Here is a 16,703-nt window from a genome sequence, read left to right as displayed (position 1 = left end):
TGTTTTGGGTCAGTGCCAGAGCCCCATCGCACGGGGCAGCGCAAGGCTGATCGCCGGCGCGGCGACCAGCAGGGCGAGCACCGCGATTTCGACGATCACGAAGGGGATGACCTTGCGGGCAAGCTCCCAGTAGCGGACGCCGGTCACGGTCGAGACGATGAGGAGCGACCCGCCGAGCGGCGGCGAGACAAGGCCGATCGACAGGTTGAAGCAGATCACGATGCCCAGGTGCACCGGGTCCGCCCCGTTGGCCAGCGCGACCGGGGCCAGGAGCGGCACCAGCAGCGCCAGCGCCACGGTCACGTCCAGCACCATCCCCGCCAGGATGAACACCACGTTCATCATGATCAGGTACTCGACCGGGCTCAGCCCCAGCCGGGTGACCAGCGCGGCCAGCATCTGCGGGATCTGCTGCAGCCCGGCCAGGTAGCCGAAGGCCGAGACCGCGCAGAGGATCATGAAGATCGACCCGGTCAGCACTGCTGTCCGGCTCAGGCTTTCCCAGATGTCGTGCGGGGCCAGCCCGTCGTAGAACCACGCGACAAGGCCCGAGGCGATCACCGCGACGGCGGCGGCCTCGGTCGGGGTCATCCAGCCGAAGACGATGCCGCCGACGATGATCACCGGCAGGCAGAGCGCCGGCAGCGCGGTTCCCAGCGCGGGCAGGAGCGGGGGCGACTCGCCCTTGGCGACGCGGGGATGCCCCTCGCGCCAGGCATAGAGTGCATTGACCGCGAACAGCGCCAGCGCCAGCACCAGCCCCGGCAGGATCCCTGCCACGAACAGCGCCGCGACAGAGGTCTGCATCAGGGCACCGTAGAAGATCAGGATGATCGAGGGCGGCACGATCGGCCCGATGATCGACGAGGCCGCGGTCAGCGCCCCGGCATAGGCGCCGGAATATCCCTTCTCGCGCATCGCCGGCACCAGCGTGTTCGACAGCGCCGCCGCATCCGCCACGGCCGAACCCGAGATCCCGGCGAAGAAGACCGAAGTCATCACGTTGACATGCCCCAGCCCCCCGGGGAGCCGCCCGATCAGCGCCATGGAGAAGTTGATCAGCGCCCGCGTCGCCCCGCCCCGGTTCATCACCTCGCCGGTCAGGATGAACAGCGGCATCGCCAGCAGCGAGAAGACCGAGATGTTGGAAAAGATCTTCTGCGGCATCACCGCGAGAAAGCGGCTGTGTTCGGTCGCGATGAAGGCGAGGATCGCGGCGGCGCCGATCACGTAGGCAAGGGCAAGGCCCGAGCCGAGAAACAGGATGGCGCCGAGCGGGACCAGCCAGATCATGCCGCCAGCTCCGGCCGCGCCGGGGCGACGCCCGCACCGGTGAAGCCCTCGTCGCCGATCTCGGGCGGGGCCGGGCGGCCGAGGATCGTCGCTGCGACGTATTTCGCAAGGGCTGGTGCCGTCTGGATGCCATAGCCGCCCTGTCCGGCCAGCCAGAAGAACCCGGGCGCCGCGGCGGAAAAGCCCACCACCGGCGATCCGTCGGCGGCGAAGGTGCGCAGCCCCGCCCACTTGCGTTCGATCCGCCGGATCTCAAGGTCGAAGGCGGTCATGATGCGGTCGGCGCAGATCGCGATGTCGAGCTCCTCGGGCTGGATGTCGCAGGCGGGCGACGGCGTTGCGTCCGCGGGCGAGATCAGCAGACGGCCGGCATCGGGCTTGAGGTAGAATTCCTCGTCCACGTCGATGGTGATGGGCAGGTGGCCGGTCTTCAGGCCGGGGTGATCGGCGATCATCGCCGCGGTGCGCCGCTTCGGCACCAGGGCGATCGCCTCGGCACCGGCCAGCGCGCCCACCTCGCCCGCCCAGGCCCCCGCCGCGTTCACGACCAGCGGCGCTTCGATCGTCAGGGCAGGGGTTTCCAGCCGCCAGATCGCGCCCTCGCGGGCCATCGCGGTGACCGGCGCGCGCGTCGCAAGCCGCCCGCCCGCGGCGCGGAACAGGCGCAGGTAGCCCTGGTGCAGCGCATGCACGTCGATATCCTGTCCCAGCGTGTCGAGCATTCCCTCGCTGGCATAGCCGTCGCGCAGGAGGGGCTGGCACGCCCTGAGCGCATCGCCCGTCAGCCGCGATACCTCGGTCTCGGCCGAGACCGTCGCGACCAGTGCCTCCAGCGCGGCGCGCTGGTCGGCCCGGGCGATCATCAGAATCGGGCGGGGCGAGAACAGCGGCGCCTGCGCGAAACCTTCGGGCGGATGTTCGAAGAAGCGGCGTGAGGCACGGGTAAGTTCGCGGATCGGCGCCGGGCCGTAGCAGGGCGCGAATACCGCGGCCGACCGCCCGGTTGCATGGTAGCCCGGCAGATCCTCCTGCTCCAGCAGCACGACGGCGGCGTGCGGGGCAAGTTCCGCCGCGACCGACGCCCCGGCAATTCCAGCACCGATCACCGCGATCTCGGCTTTGCACACCTCGTCTGTCGGCATCCTGGCTTGTCTCCGCATTGTTACCGAGGCGGAGCTTTGCGCGATTCTTTTTTCCGCTCAAGCAAAATTTTCTAATACGAAAATTGCTTGTAGTTTTCGCTATGTCGCGCTTCATTTGTGTGCAAAAGGGGCCGCGACCAATTTTCGAGGAGCCGGTATGTCCCACAAGAGCGAGATCGGAAAACGCCTGAAGGCCCTGCGAAAGGGGGCGGGGCTGACCCTTGTCGACCTGTCGGCGCGGTCCGCCGTCTCGGTCTCCTCGATCTCGAAGATCGAGAACGGGATGCTCTCGCCGACGCTCGACGTGATCCTGAAGCTCTGCGACGGGCTGGAGGTGTCGATCGGCGATCTGGTGACCGGCGCGGACGAGGGGGGGACGCGCCCGAACATGCCCAACAGCCGCTTTTCGCATGCACCGGCGGGCGAGGGGGCGCTGATCAGCACGCCAAATTACGACTATCTCTACCTCTGCCCCGAGGTGAAGAACAAGTTCATCATCCCGATCATCGCAAAGGTCAAATCCGGCTCAATCAGCGAGTTCGGCGACCTCATGCGCCACGGCGGAGAGGAATTCCTCTACGTCCTCGAGGGCCAGGTCGTGGTGCATACCGAATTCTACGAACCCCTGACCCTGAAGAAGGGCGACGGCGTCTACCTCGACAGCACGATGGGACATGCCTACATCCGCGCGGGCGAGGAAGACGCGGAAATCATCTGCATCTGCACCGAGGTCCAGAACATGCACTCCGGCGCCGCGGAGGGGACCTGAGCGCCCCCGACCGACCGCGTCCGAGTCGACAACTTCCGAGTCGGCCGTCCCCGGGTGCGCAAGGGCAGGGCGGGATTTGCCCGCCGATGGGGGCAGAAACCCGCCCGATCCACTAGATATTGGGACATTTCCGGGGGTTCAGGGGCGCCGGGCGACAGAAAAGTCTTGCACGACTCGTTTTCTGCTGGCCAATAATACGGAAAAAGGCGAATGAGACGACGAAAAGCGTAACAAACGCTTCGGCAAAGAGGGCAGTTGAGCGAGTGGGCCAGAACAGAATCGACCAGATCGTCGGGCAGCATGCTGCACGGCTGTCGGAACAGCTACAGGAACATCGCCGCGCGCTGTTCCCGCCGGACACCCGACGCACGCTGCGCAAGTTCACCAGCGGCGAGGTGGCGCAGCTTCTGGGCGTGAAGGATGCCTACCTGCGCAAGCTGCACCTCGACGGCCGCGGGCCGGAGCCCGAGATCCGCAACGGCGGCCGCCGGCTCTATTCCCCCGAGGATATCCAGGCGCTGCGCGAGATGCTGGAGAAGGGCGCCAAGACGCCGGGCACCTACCTGCCCGGGCGGCATCCGGGCGACCATCTTCAGGTGATCTCGGTCATCAACTTCAAGGGCGGGTCGGGCAAGACCACGACCGCGGCGCACCTTGCGCAGAAGCTGGCGCTTGACGGCTACCGCGTGCTGGGGATCGACCTCGACCCCCAGGCCTCGTTCTCGGCGCTGCACGGGTTCCAGCCGGAATTCGACCTGCTCGACGGCGGCACCCTCTACGATGCGATCCGCTACGACGACCCGGTGCCGCTCAGCTCCGTCATCCAGAAGACCTATTTCACCAACCTCGACATCGTGCCGGGCAACCTCGACCTCATGGAGTTCGAGCACGACACCCCGCGGATGCTGGCGCAGGGCAATCGCGAACTGTTCTTCACCCGCGTGGGCGAGGCGCTGGGGCCGGTCGAGGCCGATTACGACGTGGTGGTGATCGACTGCCCGCCGCAGCTTGGCTTTCTCACCATGTCGGCGCTGTCGGCGGCGACGGCGGTGCTGGTGACGGTGCATCCGCAGATGCTCGACGTCATGTCGATGTGCCAGTTCCTCCTGATGACCTCGAACCTTCTGGGCGTGGTGGCCGATGCCGGGGGCGACATGTCCTACGACTGGCTGCGCTACCTCGTCACCCGGTACGAGCCGGGCGACGGGCCGCAGAACCAGATGGTGAGCTTCATGCGCTCCATGTTCGGGGAACATGTGCTGAACCACCCCGCGCTGAAATCCACCGCGATCTCGGATGCGGGCATCACCAAGCAGACCCTCTACGAAGTTGAGAAAGCGCAATTCACCCGCTCGACCTATGAACGCGCCATTGAGAGCCTGAATGCTGTCAATGGCGAGATCGAGGAGCTTATCCAGAAGGCATGGGGGCGCTGATGGCACGGAAGAATTTGCTCGAAGGGCTGATGAAGGCGGGGGGCGAGGACGCCCCGCCCCTCGCGCCGGCCCAGCCGCGGCGCCAGAGCGGCGCGATCGGCGCGGTCAGCCAGTCGCTGGCCGACCTGCGCACCCGCGCGATCGCCGAGGTCCCGGCGGACATGATCGACGACGCGGGCCTCAAGGACCGGCTGGACGAGGACGAGGCCGGCATCGCCGAGCTGATGGAAAGCCTGCGCGAATACGGCCAGCAGGTCCCCGTCATGCTGCGCCATTCGCCGAATGTCGAAGGCCGGTACGAGATCGTCTACGGCCGCCGCCGCGTGGCCGCGATGAAGCGGCTGGGCGTACCGGTTCGGGCCATGGTGCGCGACCTCGACGACCGGTCGCTGGTGGTGGCGCAGGGGCAGGAGAACGCCGCCCGCAAGGATCTCAGCTTCATCGAGAAGGCGAACTTCGCCCGGCAGATGGTCGAGGGCGGCTTTGACCGCAAGGTGATCTGCGACGCGCTGCACGTCGACAAGACGGTTGTCAGCCGGATGCTTGCGGTGACCAAGGAAGTGCCCGAGCCGGTGATCCTGTCGATTGGTGCCGCGCCCTCGGCCGGGCGCGACCGCTGGCTGGCGCTGGCGCGCCGGATCGCGGCGCATCCGCTGGACAAGGTGATCTCGCTGGCCGTAGGCGACGATAGCGACGCAAGGTTCCAGGCGGTGTTCGACGCGCTTGCGCCGCAGAAGGCCAACCGCCCGGCGGAGACGATCACGCGCGAAGACGGCACCGCGCTGGCCGATGCGGCGCGGCGCGGCGGCAAACCGGTGATGACCTTTCATGACGACAGGTTCGCCGACTGGCTGCGCCGGAACATGGCGCGGCTGCACGAGGAGTTTTCCCGCAACGGCGGGCAATGAGGAGTTTTCCCGCCTTTGCGGGCAGTGAATTCGCCCGCAAAAGCGGGGAATGACAAGAGCAGAGCAACAAAAAACAGGAGGCACGACCCGGACAAGAAAAGACCCCCCAGGACATGACATCCCGAAGGGCCCGTTCTTTCTCGCACTCTGAACGTATCCCCATCAGTTGACTCCTGTCAACAACCGCCATGTCCGCGGAGCGATCTTTCGCGTCTTCGTGACGGATGACATGCAACACATTTCCCAGACACCGTTCGGGCGCTCGCTGCGTCCGACGGATCTTGCGCACGCGCCCATGCGCGATGCGCCGCTGCCCGATACCGCCCGTGACAAGTGGGCCGTGATGCGCGATCTGACGCTGGCCCGCGGGGCCTTTGCCGTCAGCGACCGCGATCTTGCCGTGCTCAACGCGCTGGTGTCCTTTCACCCGCATCCCACCCTGGCCGAGGGCGACGGCTCGATCGTCTTCCCGTCGAATCGGGCGCTGTCGGAGCGTACCCATGGCATGGCGGAAAGCACCCTGCGCCGGCATCTGGCGGCCCTCGTCGCCGCGGGGCTGGTGATCCGGCACGACAGCCCCAACGGCAAGCGCTACGCCCGCAGGGGCGGGGATGCGCTGCAGGTGGCCTTCGGCTTCGACCTGCGCCCGCTTCTCCTGCGCGAGGCCGAGATCGCCCAGGCCGCCCAGGCCGCGCGCGAGGCCGAGGATCGCCGCCGTGCCCTGCGCGAGGCGATCGTGCTGATCCTGCGAGACGTGGCGCAGCTGGCCGAGTTCGGGTGCGAGGCCGTCCCGGGCAACTGGGATGCCCTCATGGATGCCCGTGCCCTCATGGCACGCGATCTTCGCCGCAAGATGGACCTGTCTGACCTGGCGGCACTTCATGCCCGGGCGACCGACCTGCGGGAACAGGCCAACACCCTCATCCAAAAGGGAAAATCGGAAAAAAAGAGCGGCAATGCCGACGAAAGTGAGCGGCACAAACAAGATTCAAACAAACCTCTTACAGAATCTGAATCTTCCAAAGAAATGGAAGAAGCGGCCGGGGTGGCGCCGGATGCGGAAACGGCGGAGCCCCCGGATGGGGGGACAAAGCTTCCTCTCTGGCTGGTGCTTCAGGCCTGTCCGGATGCACGGGAATATTCGCCAGATCCGATCCGCAACTGGACCGAGCTGATCGCCCGGGCGGAGTTCATCGCCCCGATGATGGGGATCTCGCCTTCTGCCTGGCGTGAAGCGGCAGAACATATGGGGGCGACGAATGCTGCAATCACCGTGCTGGCCATGCTTCAGCGGACAGAGGAAATCCGCAATCCCGGCGGCTACCTGCGCGCGCTGACCTCGAAGGCGGCGGGGGGAAGCTTCTCTCCGGGGCCGATGATCATGGCGTTGATGCAGGCCCGCAACAGCAAGGCGGTCTGAGTGTGCGGCATCGTCCTGCGACCGGCGAGGGCGAGTTCCTGGCGGCGGTTTCACGCCAATGGATACATTTCGGTGCAGTTCGATGCCGTAGCCGCATCCTGAGGCGAGGGTGTCATGCGACATTGGGGCCGGAAACGCAGACATGCCGGGGCAAAGGTCTTCCGGGGCAGTGCCAGCTTGGTGCGGCCTGTGGGAAGGTGTGCTTCGACCCGCTGCCAAAGGGGAATTGCCATGAATATTGCCTCACCCGCGCCGGCGCGGCGTCCTTCGCGCGGCGCCGACCCTGCGGTCGCCCGGGGGCCGGAATGGAGAACCAGACGCGGGCCTGAACGGGGGCCTGAACGGGGGCCGGTGGCCTGCACGGCGGGCAAGGCTGATCCCTGCCGCGACTGCCCGGTGCGCCGCACCGGTTTCTGCGGGACCCTGCCGGACGGGCTTCGGCGCCGGATGTCCGGTTTCGCGCTGCCGGCGGTGCATGGTTCCGACCACTGGCTATGGGACCCGGAGGACGGAAGCGGCCCGGTAACGGTTCTGCGCAGGGGATACCTGAGGCTTCTGCGCTATTCGGTGGACGGGCGGCGGCTGATCACCGGGATCGCGGGGCCGGGCGCGGTGATCGGAGAGATCCTGCCGCGCCGGGGCCGGTATGAGGTCGAATGCGCCACCGAGGTGAGCCTTTGCACATTCGCCCGCGCGCCGTTCGAGCATCTGGCGGCCGAGGAGGGCGCTTTGCGCCGGGCGATCCGCCGGGAACGCGGCCGCGCCCTGGACGCGCTGCACGGTCACATCTGGATGCGCGGCCTGCAGACGCCGGAGGAACGCCTTGCCGTGTTCCTCGTCCGGGCCTGCGAGATGCTGCCGTTCCAGCGGCTGCCGTCCGGTGGCGGGGTCTTGGCGCTGGTCGTTCCCCGGGCCGACATCGCCGACCTGATCGGCACCACGCGGGAAACCATCAGCCGTCTGACCCACCGCTGGCAGGACGAGGGACTGATGTCCATTCCCGACGGCACCCATCTGGTCATCCATGATCCCGACGGCCTTGCGCGGCGGGGCGGGCTGGGCCCGCGGGGGAGCGAGAAGGACCTGCCGCCCGACGCCGCGCCCGAACCCTGGTCAAGGGATGCGACCGGGCAAACGGCCACGCAGCGGCGCTATCTCTAGCGGCCGGCCGGTGGTCGCCTGATGGTCGGCCAGTGCCGGCCTCGGGGCCGGGATGTCAGATCGCGGCCATCCCGGCCAGCAGCCAGGCGGCGAACTCGGCTTCGCCGATCTCACCTGCGGCGAGGCCCTCCATCATCCGCACGCCCTCGATCGTCTCGGGCCGGAAGGCGTATCCGTTCAGCCGCAGGAAGGTAAGCGCCGTGACGAAGGCGGTGCGCTTGTTGCCATCGACGAAGGCATGCGCCTTGGAGATCCCGAAGGCATAGGCGGAGGCGATTTCCGCGATCCCCGGGTCGGCGTAGACGGCAAGGTTCATCGTCCGCGCGCAGCCCATCTCCAGCAGGGATCGGTCGCGCATGCCGGGGGCCCCGCCGTGGCGGGCGATCTGGCGGTCGTGAATGGCAAGGACGGCGGCGAGCGGAACCCAGACAGGGCCCGTCACGCAAGCGCCTGAAGCAGGTCGCGGTTCTCGTCCATCACGATCTCGGCGGCGGCCAGCGCGGCGGCGACCGAGGGATCGTGCGGCGTGATCTTCAGGCTGCCGTCGTCGCCGCGCACGACGAAAAGGGTATCGCCTTCCTTGGCGTCGAGAATGGTCAGCATCTCGGTCGTCAGCGTCATCACCGCCGAGTTGCCCACCTTCCGGATCCTGGTTTCGATCATGATGCGGCTCCTTGGATATATCTACGTATATACGCGTTGAGGTCGCGCAGACAAGGGGCGGGTGCACGCGCTCCTGCGGGCGGGGCGGTCGGTGGGGCGAACGGGGCGAATTTTCCCGGCGTTCCGGGGCGATCCTTGAAGCAGATCAATGCCGGAGGCGGCGAATCGGCGCAGGCTTTGCCCGGATCCCAGAAGGGGCAGGCATGGTGGTACAGGGTCGGATCGCCCAGGTCGACGGGTCGGTGGTGGACGTCGCCTTCGCGGCGGGAGAGTTGCCACCTGTCAACCACGCGCTGGAGGTGTGCCCGCCCGGCGGGGTGCCTGTCATCCTCGAGGTGCACCAGCATCTCGATGCGGGAACCATCCGCACCGTCGCGCTGTGCGAAACCGCGGGGCTGGCCTGCGGCATGCAGGTGGATCTGACGGGCGGGCCGCTGGCGGTGCCGGCGGGGCCTGCCGTCCTTGGGCGCATGATGGACGTGTCGGGCCGCCCGATCGATGGCGGCGTGGCCTTCGCGGAGGAGATACCGCGACGCCCGATCCACCGCCCGGCGCCCACCTTTGCCACGCAGCGGGGCAGCGCCGAGATCTTCCTGACCGGGATCAAGGTGATCGACCTTCTCGCGCCGCTCTCGCGTGGGTCGAAAGGCGCGATGTTCGGCGGCGCGGGCGTCGGCAAGACCGTTTTGATCATGGAACTGATCCGCGCCACGGTCGAACGCCACGGGGGCCTTTCGGTCTTTGCCGGGATCGGCGAACGCTCGCGCGAGGGGCATGAGCTCTGGACCGAGTTGAAGCGGTCGGGCGTGATCGGCAACACCGCCCTCGTCTACGGCCAGATGAACGAACCCCCGGGCGCGCGCTGGCGCGTCGGCCTCGCCGCGCTGACGGTGGCGGAATATTTCCGGGACGAGAAGAAGCAGGACGTGTTGCTTCTGGTCGACAACGTCTACCGCTTCGTCCAGGCGGGGGCCGAGATCTCGGGCCTTCTTGGCCGTTTGCCCAGCCGCGTGGGCTATCAGCCGACGCTTGCCACCGAGATCGCCGAGTTCCAGGAGCGGATCGCCTCGGTCGAGGGGGCGGCCGTGACCTCGATCCAGGCGGTCTATGTGCCCGCCGACGATTTCACCGATCCGGCGGTGGCGCAGATCTTCACCCATCTCGACAGTTCGCTCGTTCTCTCGCGCGAGATGGCGAGCCAGGGCCTTTACCCGGCGGTCGATCCGCTGGCTTCTGTCTCGTCGCTGCTCGATCCCGCGGTGGTGGGGCAGGCGCATTACGACATCGCGCAGGAGGTCCGGCGCCTGGTCGAGCATTACCGGGAGCTGCAGGAGATCATCTCGCTGCTGGGGATGGAGGAGCTTGGCGCCGACGACCAGACAGCGGTGCTCCGCGCCCGGCGGCTGATCCGGTTCCTGACCCAGCCGTTCGGCGTCACGGCGCAGTTCACCGGCATGCCCGGCGCCTCGGTCGCGCTTGCCGACACGCTGGCGGGGTGCCGCGCGATCCTTGACGGGGCGGCCGACGACTGGGCCGAGGGGTCGCTCTACATGGTCGGGACGCTGGCGGAGGCCGAGGCGAAGGAAAAGGCCACCGCGGGCCGTGGCCCCGGGGCGGAGGCCGCGGCATGAGGCTGGTCATCACCACCCCGCGCGCCCTTGTCCTCGACGCCCCGGGGGTCGGCGCGGTGCGGGCCGAGGATGAAAGCGGCAGCTTCGGCATCCTGCCGGGGCACGCGGATTTCCTGACCGTCCTGACCGTCTCGGTCCTGACATGGACCGATGCCGCGGGCGCCGCGAACAACGTGGCCCTGCGCCGCGGGGTGCTGCGGGTCGCGGGCGGCGACACGGTTTCGGTCGCGGCGCGCGAGGCAGTGGCGGGCGGCACGCTGGAGGAGCTGGAGACGGCGGTGCTGGCACGGTTCCGGGCCGTGGAACGCGAGGAAACCGCGCAGCGGGTGTCGACGGAACGCCTGCACCTTGCGACGATGCGGGCGCTGCATCGCTACCTCGGTGCGCAATCCGGCCTTGGCACCACGCCACCGGATCAAGGCGCGGGGCCGGACCGGGGCGCGGCGCCATGACCCGGCCGAGGAAACCCGACCCGCTGGCCGAAGCCGTCCGCAAGCGCGAGCGGCGCGCCGCGCAGGCGCGCGAGGAGGGGCAGCATTCGCCCTGGGAAAACCTCGCGGTGATCGGGTCGCTTGCCTGGCAGGTGCTGGTGCCAACGCTGCTTGGGGTTTTCATCGGGCGCTGGCTCGACCGGGTGACCGGCCATCCCGTGCTGTTCAGCGCGCTGGGGATCGTGGTCGGCGTCGCGCTGGGGTTCTTCATGGCGTGCTGCCAGCCGTGGAGGCGGAAATGACGGTGCTCTTGGCGCTCCATCTCGGGCTTGGGCTGGTGCTGGGGGCGGCCTATTTCGCGCTGTCTTGGCAGGCGGTCCGGCGTTTCGCGGCGGGCGAGGGCGCCGTTCGCATCGTGGCGCTTGGCCTTCTGCGCCTCGCCATGGCGGCGGCGGTGTTGTGGTGGAGCGCGCAGCACGGCGCGGGGCCGCTTCTCGCCGCCTTCGTGGGGTTCGTGCTGGCGCGGTCGGGCGCGATCCGGATGTTGCGGGGGGCCGGCTGATGGAAAGCCCGTTCGGCGCCCAGGTCCTGTTCCGGGTCGGCCCCGTTCCGATCAGCCCGGCCGTTGCCACGACCTGGGGCATCATGGCCCTGCTGACGCTGGTCTCGTGGCTTGCCCTCAGGCGCGCGACGCCCGACGGCGGCCCGGTGCAGACCGCGCTCGAGATCGTGGTGGAAACGATCGAGGACCAGATCCGCGCCATCCTGCAACGCGACCCGGGCCGCTATCTGCCCCTTCTGGGCACGCTTTTCCTGTTCCTCGTCACCGCGAACCTTGTGCCCGCGCTGCCCGGTCTGCGCGCGCCGACCAGCCGGATCGAGACGCCGGTCGCGCTGGGGCTGATCGTGTTCCTGTCGATCCACTGGTTCGGGCTGCGCGAGACCGGCGTCGCGGGCTATCTCGGGCATTTCCTCAGGCCGAACCCGCTGCTGCTGCCGCTGACCCTCTTGTCCGAGATCACGCGCATCCTGTCGCTCATGGTGCGGCTCTTCGGGAACATGATGAGCCACGAGCTGATCCTCGCCATCCTGGTCTACCTCGCGGGGTTCGTCCTGCCGGTGCCGTTCATGGTGCTGGGTCTGCTGATCGGGGTGATCCAGGCGTATATCTTCACCATCCTCGCCACCGTCTACATCGGCGCGGCCGTCGGCGCGGTGGATAGCTGAGAAAGGACTCAAGGCCTTGACGATACAGATGATTTCAGTCTTCGCCGCGGCGCTGGCCGTGGCCTTCGGCGCCATCGGCCCGGCGTTGGGCGAGGGCAGGGCCCTTGCCGCCGCGATGGAGGCGATCGCGCGCCAGCCCGAGGCGGCGGGGACGATCTCTCGCACGCTCTTCGTCGGGCTCGCGATGATCGAGACGATGGCGATCTACTGCCTCGTGATCGCGCTCTTGCTGCTCTATGCCAACCCCTTCACCGGATGAGGCCATGACGATCGACTGGTGGACGCTGGGCCTGCAGGCGGTGAACTTCGCCATCCTCGTCTGGCTTCTGCGCCGTTTCCTCTATGCGCCGGTCCGCCGGGTGATCGCCGCGCGCAAACGCGAGGTCGAGGCCGCGCAGGAGGCGGCGGCGGCGGCCTGCGCCACCGCGGAGGAAGAGGCGCGCCGGTTGCGCGAGGCCCGCGCGGCGCTGGAGGCGGAGCGTCAGGGTGTCCTCGACCAGGCGGCGGCCGAGGCGGCCGAAACCGCGAAGGCGGCGCTGGCCGAGGCCCGGGCCGCCGCGGCCGTGCAAGTGGAAAAGGCGCAGGCGGCGATCGCGGCGGAGCGTCAGGCGGCCCTCGAGGCGGCGCAGGGCGACCTTGCGGCGCTGGCCACCGGCCTTGCCGGGCGCATCCTGCAGGACACGGCGGCGACGATCGCGCCGGGTCTCTTTCTCGACGGGCTGGCCGACACGCTGGCGCGGCAGCCCGAGGCCGAGCGCGCCCGCCTTGCCGCCGACATGGCCGCGCCGGGCGCCGTCGCGACGGTGGTGACGGCATCGCCCCTGCCGCCGGAGGATCGGGCGGCGTGGTCGGCGCGGCTCCTGCCGCTGCTCGGAGGGCAGGGAAGCCTGGGGTTCGAGGTGGATCCCGACCTTCTGGGCGGGGCGGAGCTGCGGGTGGCGCATTCGCAGCTGAAATTCGGCTGGGCCGACCGGCTGGCGGCGGCAAAACGGGCGATGGTGGGCAATGAGCGGGCTTGAACAGGGGCTGAAGGGCTGGTTCGGCAATGTCCGGGGACGGCTGGCCGCGATGCCGCCGGGGGCTGCGGTCGCCCATATCGGAACGGTGACCAGCGTGGGCGATGGCGTGGCCACGGTCACGGGCCTGCCCGACACCCGGGCCGAGGAGGTGCTTGAATTCGCCACCGGGGCCCGTGGCATCGCGCTTCGGGTGCGCGAGGGGGAAGCAAGCGTCGTCCTCCTCGATCCGTCCGGCGGGATCGCCGCCGGCACCGCCGTGCGCGGCACCGGAGAGCTGATCCGCGTTCCCGTGGGTGAGGTCCTGCTGGGCCGCGTCGTCGACGCCATCGGCCGGCCCTTGGACGGCGGCCCCGCCATCGCCGCAACGCGCCGCGACCCGGTGGAGCGCGCGGCCCCCGGCATCGCGGAGCGCGAGGCGGTGACCGAGCCGCTGATGACCGGCCTTGTCGTCGTCGACGCGATGATCCCGCTTGGCCGGGGCCAGCGTGAGCTGATCATCGGCGACCGCAAGACCGGCAAGACGACGATCGCGCTGGACACCATCCTGAACCAGAAGACCAGCGACGTGATCTGCGTCTATTGCGCGATCGGGCAGAAGGCCTCCACCGTCAGCCAGGCGGTGGCGGCGATGCGGGCGCGCGGGGCGTTCGACCGCTGCATCGTCGTCGTGGGTGAGGCCGACGCGCCCCCCGGTGCACAATGGATCGCCCCCTACGCGGCCTGCACCATGGCGGAATATTTCCGCGACCGGGGCCGGCACGCGCTCGTGGTCTATGACGACCTGACCAAGCACGCGGTGACCTACCGGGAATTGTCGCTGCTGCTGCGCCGCCCGCCGGGGCGCGAGGCCTTTCCCGGCGACGTCTTCTACCTGCATTCCCGGCTGCTGGAGCGGGCGGCGCGGCTGTCGGCCGAACGGGGCGGCGGGTCGCTGACCGCCCTTCCCATCGCCGAGACGCAGGGTGGCAACCTGACGGCCTATATCCCGACCAACCTGATCTCGATCACCGACGGCCAGATCTACCTTGAGCCGAAGCTGTTCTACGAGGGCCAGAAACCGGCCGTGAACGTGGGTCTTTCGGTCAGCCGGGTCGGCAGCCAGACGCAATCGCCGGCAATGAAGGCGGCGGCGGGGACGCTGAAGCTCGACTATGGCCAGTTCGTCGAGCTTGAGGCCTTCACCCGCTTCGGCGCCATGATGGATCCGCGCACGCAGGCCAGGATCGACCATGGCCGCCGCATCCGCGCGATCCTCGTGCAGCCGCAGTTTCATCCGGCCTCGCTTGCCATGCAGGTGGCGCTCCTGTCGGCGACGGCCGCGGGGCGGCTGGATGCGCTGCCGCTGGAGGATGTCGCGCGGCTGAAGGCGGCGCTCGGCCCCGCCATCGCGCAGACCTGCCCCGAGGCGGAGGCGCGGATCGCCGCGACCGGCAAGGCCTCGGCCGAGGATCTCGCGGCGCTGGCTGCCGCGGTCGACGGCCTGCTGGCAGGAGGTTGAGGATGGAGCAGGAACAGGCCCTTCGCGCCCGCATCGCCAGCCTGACCGAGCTGCGCGGCCTGTTCCAGGCGCTGCGCGTCCTGGCTGCGAGCCGGTTGCAGGAGGCGCTGGCCGCCCTGCCCGGGATCCGCGCCTATTCCGACATCGTGACCGAGGCGCTTGCGGACGGGCGGGCGCTCGACCCGCCGGGGCTGGCATCGGGCGAAGACGGGGCCGCGGCGCTGATCGTGATCTGCGCCGAGCACGGCTTTGTTGGGGGGCTGAATGCCGCGCTGCTTGACGAGGCCTCGACCAGCCGCAGGCCGGACGAGGCGCTGATCGTCACCGGCAAGCGCGGCGGGGCGCTGGCCGCGGAACGCGGCATGGCGCCGGCCCTCGTGCTGCCGGCTGCCACCCATGTCTCGGGCGTGACGGATGTGACCCATGATCTGGCAGCGGCGCTGGCGGGCCGGTCCTCCGTCCGGGCGGTCTTCGGCCGCCATGAGCGGGGCGGCGGCTATGCGGTCGCCGCGCGCCGTGTGCTGCCCCCCGATCCGTCGGCCGATACCGCCCCCGGCAGGCCGCAGCCGCCAGGGCCGCACCGGGCGCCGCCGCTGGTGCAGCTTCCGCCCGCCGATCTGCTTGCCGCGCTTGAACGCGAATACCTTTTCGCGGCGTTGTCGCAGGCGCTGATGGAGTCCTTCGCCTCCGAGAATGCCGCGCGGCTGCGGGTGATGGAGGCGGCGGACCGCAGCATCGCCGACAAGCTCGACCGGCTTGCCCGGGTCGAGAACGAGATCCGGCAGGAGGCGATCACCTCGGAACTTCTCGACGTCGCGACCGGGGCGCAGGCGATCCTGGGATGACCCGATCGGGTCGGAAGGCGAGGCCGAAAGTAGAAGAACTACACAGTGGAAAGGTTTGAAATCATGGAACTTCTTGTCGTTGCTACCGACGGGTCGGAAGGCTCGGCGCGAGCGATCGACCATGCGGCGGACTTCGCCAATCGGCATGGCGCGGCGCTTCACCTCGTCAACGTGATCGCCGATTACGGCCTGCCGTCGGACCTTGTGCAGGGCCTGGCCGACAGCCGCAACGCCTGGCTTGAGGAACGGCTGGAGCAGACCTCGGCCGAGATCCTGCGCGCCGGCCGCGACCGTGCGCTGGCGGCGGGATCGGGCCCGGTGGTGATCGAGTCGCTTCACGGCGATCCGGCCGGGGCGATCCTTGCCTATGCGCGCGACAAGAAGGCCAGCGCGGTCGTCATCGCGAAGCGCGGCGACGGCCCGATCGAAAGGCTGCTGCTGGGCAGCGTGGCGACCAAGCTGGTCAGCCTTGCCGATACCGTGGTCGTGGTGGTGCCATGAGGCTGCGACGCGGGGTCGCGGCCCCGGGATCCTTCGTCGTTGCTCGGAATCAATGAGCGGACCGCGACACTTGCCGATTCTGCGGGGCGGCACCCCTGACGATTTGGCAAAGCACGGTGTCGTAAAATGGAGATGTCTCATGCGTATCATTGCACTTGCGGCGGCGGCTCTGGTCGCCTTGTCGGGCGTGGCGCCCGTCGTGGCACAAGCACAGTCACAATCTCAGGCCCGGACCAAGGCGCAGGCCCAGAGTCAGGCCCGGATCGAGGCCGTCTACGGGCCGGTCTACCAGGCGCTGGAACGCCAGGGGTTCACCCGGATGCGGACGATAAGCGACCGCAACCAGATCCGCATCACCGCGCAACGCGGAAAGGAGGTTCGCCACCTCGTCTACGACCGCGCGACGGGCCAGCTCCTGTGGGACAGCCTCGATCCCAAGCGCGATCGGACCCGTGACCGGATCTACCTCCACGAGTTCGACCGCGACCAGCTGCAGTCGCGGGACATGGATCGCGACATGGATCGCGACCAGCTGAAGGACAGCGACATGGACCGCGACCGTGACCGGCTTCGCGATCCGACCCTGCACCAGTGATCCCGTGAGTGATCCCATGCGCCCCGGGCGGACATCCCCGCCCGGGGGCCATTCCGGGGTATCTCGAAATATTACATAACAGCTATTACGAGATTCCGGGCATGGTCCAGAACCGTTTTTTCATTTTGCGTCTCGCTCCATGATCGGTTCGACCTCTTTCGCGG

The 16,703-nt window shown here is 68.7% G+C and carries 20 protein-coding genes; 16 read left to right on the top strand and 4 right to left on the bottom strand.

Going from position 1 to position 16,703, the window contains the following annotated elements; translation table 11 throughout:
• Positions 1-9: 9 nt before the first annotated feature.
• Positions 10-1,293, bottom strand: a complete 1,284-nt coding sequence (locus CVV76_RS15855) for a TRAP transporter large permease (RefSeq protein WP_102225658.1) — start codon at positions 1,291-1,293, stop codon at positions 10-12.
• A complete protein-coding gene (locus CVV76_RS15850; RefSeq protein ID WP_102225657.1) occupies positions 1,290-2,435 on the bottom strand; it encodes an NAD(P)/FAD-dependent oxidoreductase in 1,146 nt (381 codons plus the stop codon). Before CVV76_RS15850 ends, CVV76_RS15855 begins: the two co-directional genes overlap by 4 nt.
• A 157-nt stretch (positions 2,436-2,592) precedes the next feature.
• Between CVV76_RS15850 and CVV76_RS15845 the strand changes: the two genes are divergently transcribed.
• From CVV76_RS15845 to CVV76_RS15825, 5 genes are all read left to right on the top strand, one after another.
• Entirely contained in the window at positions 2,593-3,204 is a 612-nt protein-coding gene (locus tag CVV76_RS15845; protein WP_102225656.1) for a helix-turn-helix domain-containing protein, read from the top strand.
• 263 nt (positions 3,205-3,467) lie between these two features.
• Complete coding sequence (repA, locus tag CVV76_RS15840) at positions 3,468-4,640, top strand: plasmid partitioning protein RepA (RefSeq protein ID WP_102225655.1); 1,173 nt, start codon at positions 3,468-3,470, stop codon at positions 4,638-4,640.
• The gene (gene repB / locus CVV76_RS15835) at positions 4,640-5,548 is read left to right on the top strand and encodes a plasmid partitioning protein RepB (protein ID WP_102225814.1); all 909 of its coding nucleotides are present in this window, start codon (positions 4,640-4,642) and stop codon (positions 5,546-5,548) included. Before repA ends, repB begins: the two co-directional genes overlap by 1 nt.
• 229 nt (positions 5,549-5,777) lie before the next feature.
• Positions 5,778-6,968, top strand: a complete 1,191-nt coding sequence (gene repC, locus CVV76_RS15830) for a plasmid replication protein RepC (RefSeq protein ID WP_102225654.1) — start codon at positions 5,778-5,780, stop codon at positions 6,966-6,968.
• A gap of 351 nt (positions 6,969-7,319) precedes the next feature.
• Positions 7,320-8,129 (top strand): Crp/Fnr family transcriptional regulator, encoded by an 810-nt coding sequence (locus tag CVV76_RS15825; protein WP_233192981.1) that lies wholly within the window; start codon positions 7,320-7,322, stop codon positions 8,127-8,129.
• A gap of 55 nt (positions 8,130-8,184) precedes the next feature.
• On the opposite strand, the gene CVV76_RS15820 is transcribed toward CVV76_RS15825, so the two are convergent.
• Together CVV76_RS15820 and CVV76_RS15815 are read right to left on the bottom strand one after the other, a co-directional pair.
• On the bottom strand, positions 8,185-8,571 hold the full coding sequence (locus tag CVV76_RS15820; protein WP_102225652.1) for a type II toxin-antitoxin system death-on-curing family toxin: 387 nt from the start codon (positions 8,569-8,571) through the stop codon (positions 8,185-8,187).
• Positions 8,568-8,792 (bottom strand): AbrB/MazE/SpoVT family DNA-binding domain-containing protein, encoded by a 225-nt coding sequence (locus tag CVV76_RS15815; RefSeq protein ID WP_102225651.1) that lies wholly within the window; start codon positions 8,790-8,792, stop codon positions 8,568-8,570. The genes CVV76_RS15820 and CVV76_RS15815 overlap by 4 nt, the downstream gene beginning before the upstream one ends.
• 203 nt (positions 8,793-8,995) lie before the next feature.
• Here CVV76_RS15815 and atpD point away from each other — a divergent pair, with 203 nt between their 5' ends.
• The 11 genes from atpD (at position 8,996) to CVV76_RS15760 (ending at position 16,539) form a co-directional block, all read left to right on the top strand.
• Positions 8,996-10,423, top strand: a complete 1,428-nt coding sequence (gene atpD, locus CVV76_RS15810) for a F0F1 ATP synthase subunit beta (RefSeq protein WP_146010306.1) — start codon at positions 8,996-8,998, stop codon at positions 10,421-10,423.
• On the top strand, positions 10,420-10,875 hold the full coding sequence (locus tag CVV76_RS15805; protein ID WP_146010305.1) for a F0F1 ATP synthase subunit epsilon: 456 nt from the start codon (positions 10,420-10,422) through the stop codon (positions 10,873-10,875). Before atpD ends, CVV76_RS15805 begins: the two co-directional genes overlap by 4 nt.
• A complete protein-coding gene (locus tag CVV76_RS15800; RefSeq protein WP_102225649.1) occupies positions 10,872-11,156 on the top strand; it encodes an AtpZ/AtpI family protein in 285 nt (94 codons plus the stop codon). Before CVV76_RS15805 ends, CVV76_RS15800 begins: the two co-directional genes overlap by 4 nt.
• Entirely contained in the window at positions 11,153-11,416 is a 264-nt protein-coding gene (locus CVV76_RS15795; RefSeq protein ID WP_102225648.1) for an ATP synthase subunit I, read from the top strand. The genes CVV76_RS15800 and CVV76_RS15795 overlap by 4 nt, the downstream gene beginning before the upstream one ends.
• Positions 11,416-12,081 carry a F0F1 ATP synthase subunit A gene (gene atpB, locus CVV76_RS15790; RefSeq protein ID WP_102225647.1) on the top strand — a complete coding sequence of 222 codons (666 nt, stop codon included), beginning with the start codon at positions 11,416-11,418 and terminating at the stop codon, positions 12,079-12,081. Before CVV76_RS15795 ends, atpB begins: the two co-directional genes overlap by 1 nt.
• Positions 12,082-12,109: 28 nt before the next feature.
• Positions 12,110-12,340: a F0F1 ATP synthase subunit C gene (locus CVV76_RS15785; protein WP_102225646.1), complete on the top strand. Its 231-nt coding sequence runs from the start codon at positions 12,110-12,112 to the stop codon at positions 12,338-12,340.
• Positions 12,341-12,344: 4 nt separating this feature from the next.
• A complete protein-coding gene (locus CVV76_RS15780; RefSeq protein ID WP_158243169.1) occupies positions 12,345-13,100 on the top strand; it encodes a F0F1 ATP synthase subunit B family protein in 756 nt (251 codons plus the stop codon).
• Entirely contained in the window at positions 13,087-14,598 is a 1,512-nt protein-coding gene (locus CVV76_RS15775; RefSeq protein ID WP_102225644.1) for a F0F1 ATP synthase subunit alpha, read from the top strand. The genes CVV76_RS15780 and CVV76_RS15775 overlap by 14 nt, the downstream gene beginning before the upstream one ends.
• Positions 14,599-14,600: 2 nt before the next feature.
• Entirely contained in the window at positions 14,601-15,443 is an 843-nt protein-coding gene (locus CVV76_RS15770; RefSeq protein ID WP_102225643.1) for a F0F1 ATP synthase subunit gamma, read from the top strand.
• 63 nt (positions 15,444-15,506) lie between these two features.
• The gene (locus CVV76_RS15765; RefSeq protein ID WP_102225642.1) at positions 15,507-15,944 is read left to right on the top strand and encodes a universal stress protein; all 438 of its coding nucleotides are present in this window, start codon (positions 15,507-15,509) and stop codon (positions 15,942-15,944) included.
• Between the two features lie 139 nt (positions 15,945-16,083).
• Positions 16,084-16,539, top strand: coding sequence for a hypothetical protein (locus tag CVV76_RS15760; RefSeq protein WP_102225641.1), 456 nt, complete (start codon positions 16,084-16,086; stop codon positions 16,537-16,539).
• The last annotated feature ends 164 nt before the right edge of the window (positions 16,540-16,703 follow it).

Source organism: Acidimangrovimonas sediminis (assembly GCF_002871005.1).
Taxonomy (GTDB): domain Bacteria; phylum Pseudomonadota; class Alphaproteobacteria; order Rhodobacterales; family Rhodobacteraceae; genus Acidimangrovimonas; species Acidimangrovimonas sediminis.
The sequence above is the reverse complement of the archived record's forward strand: the minus strand, read 5'-3'. Positions and strand labels throughout refer to the sequence as shown.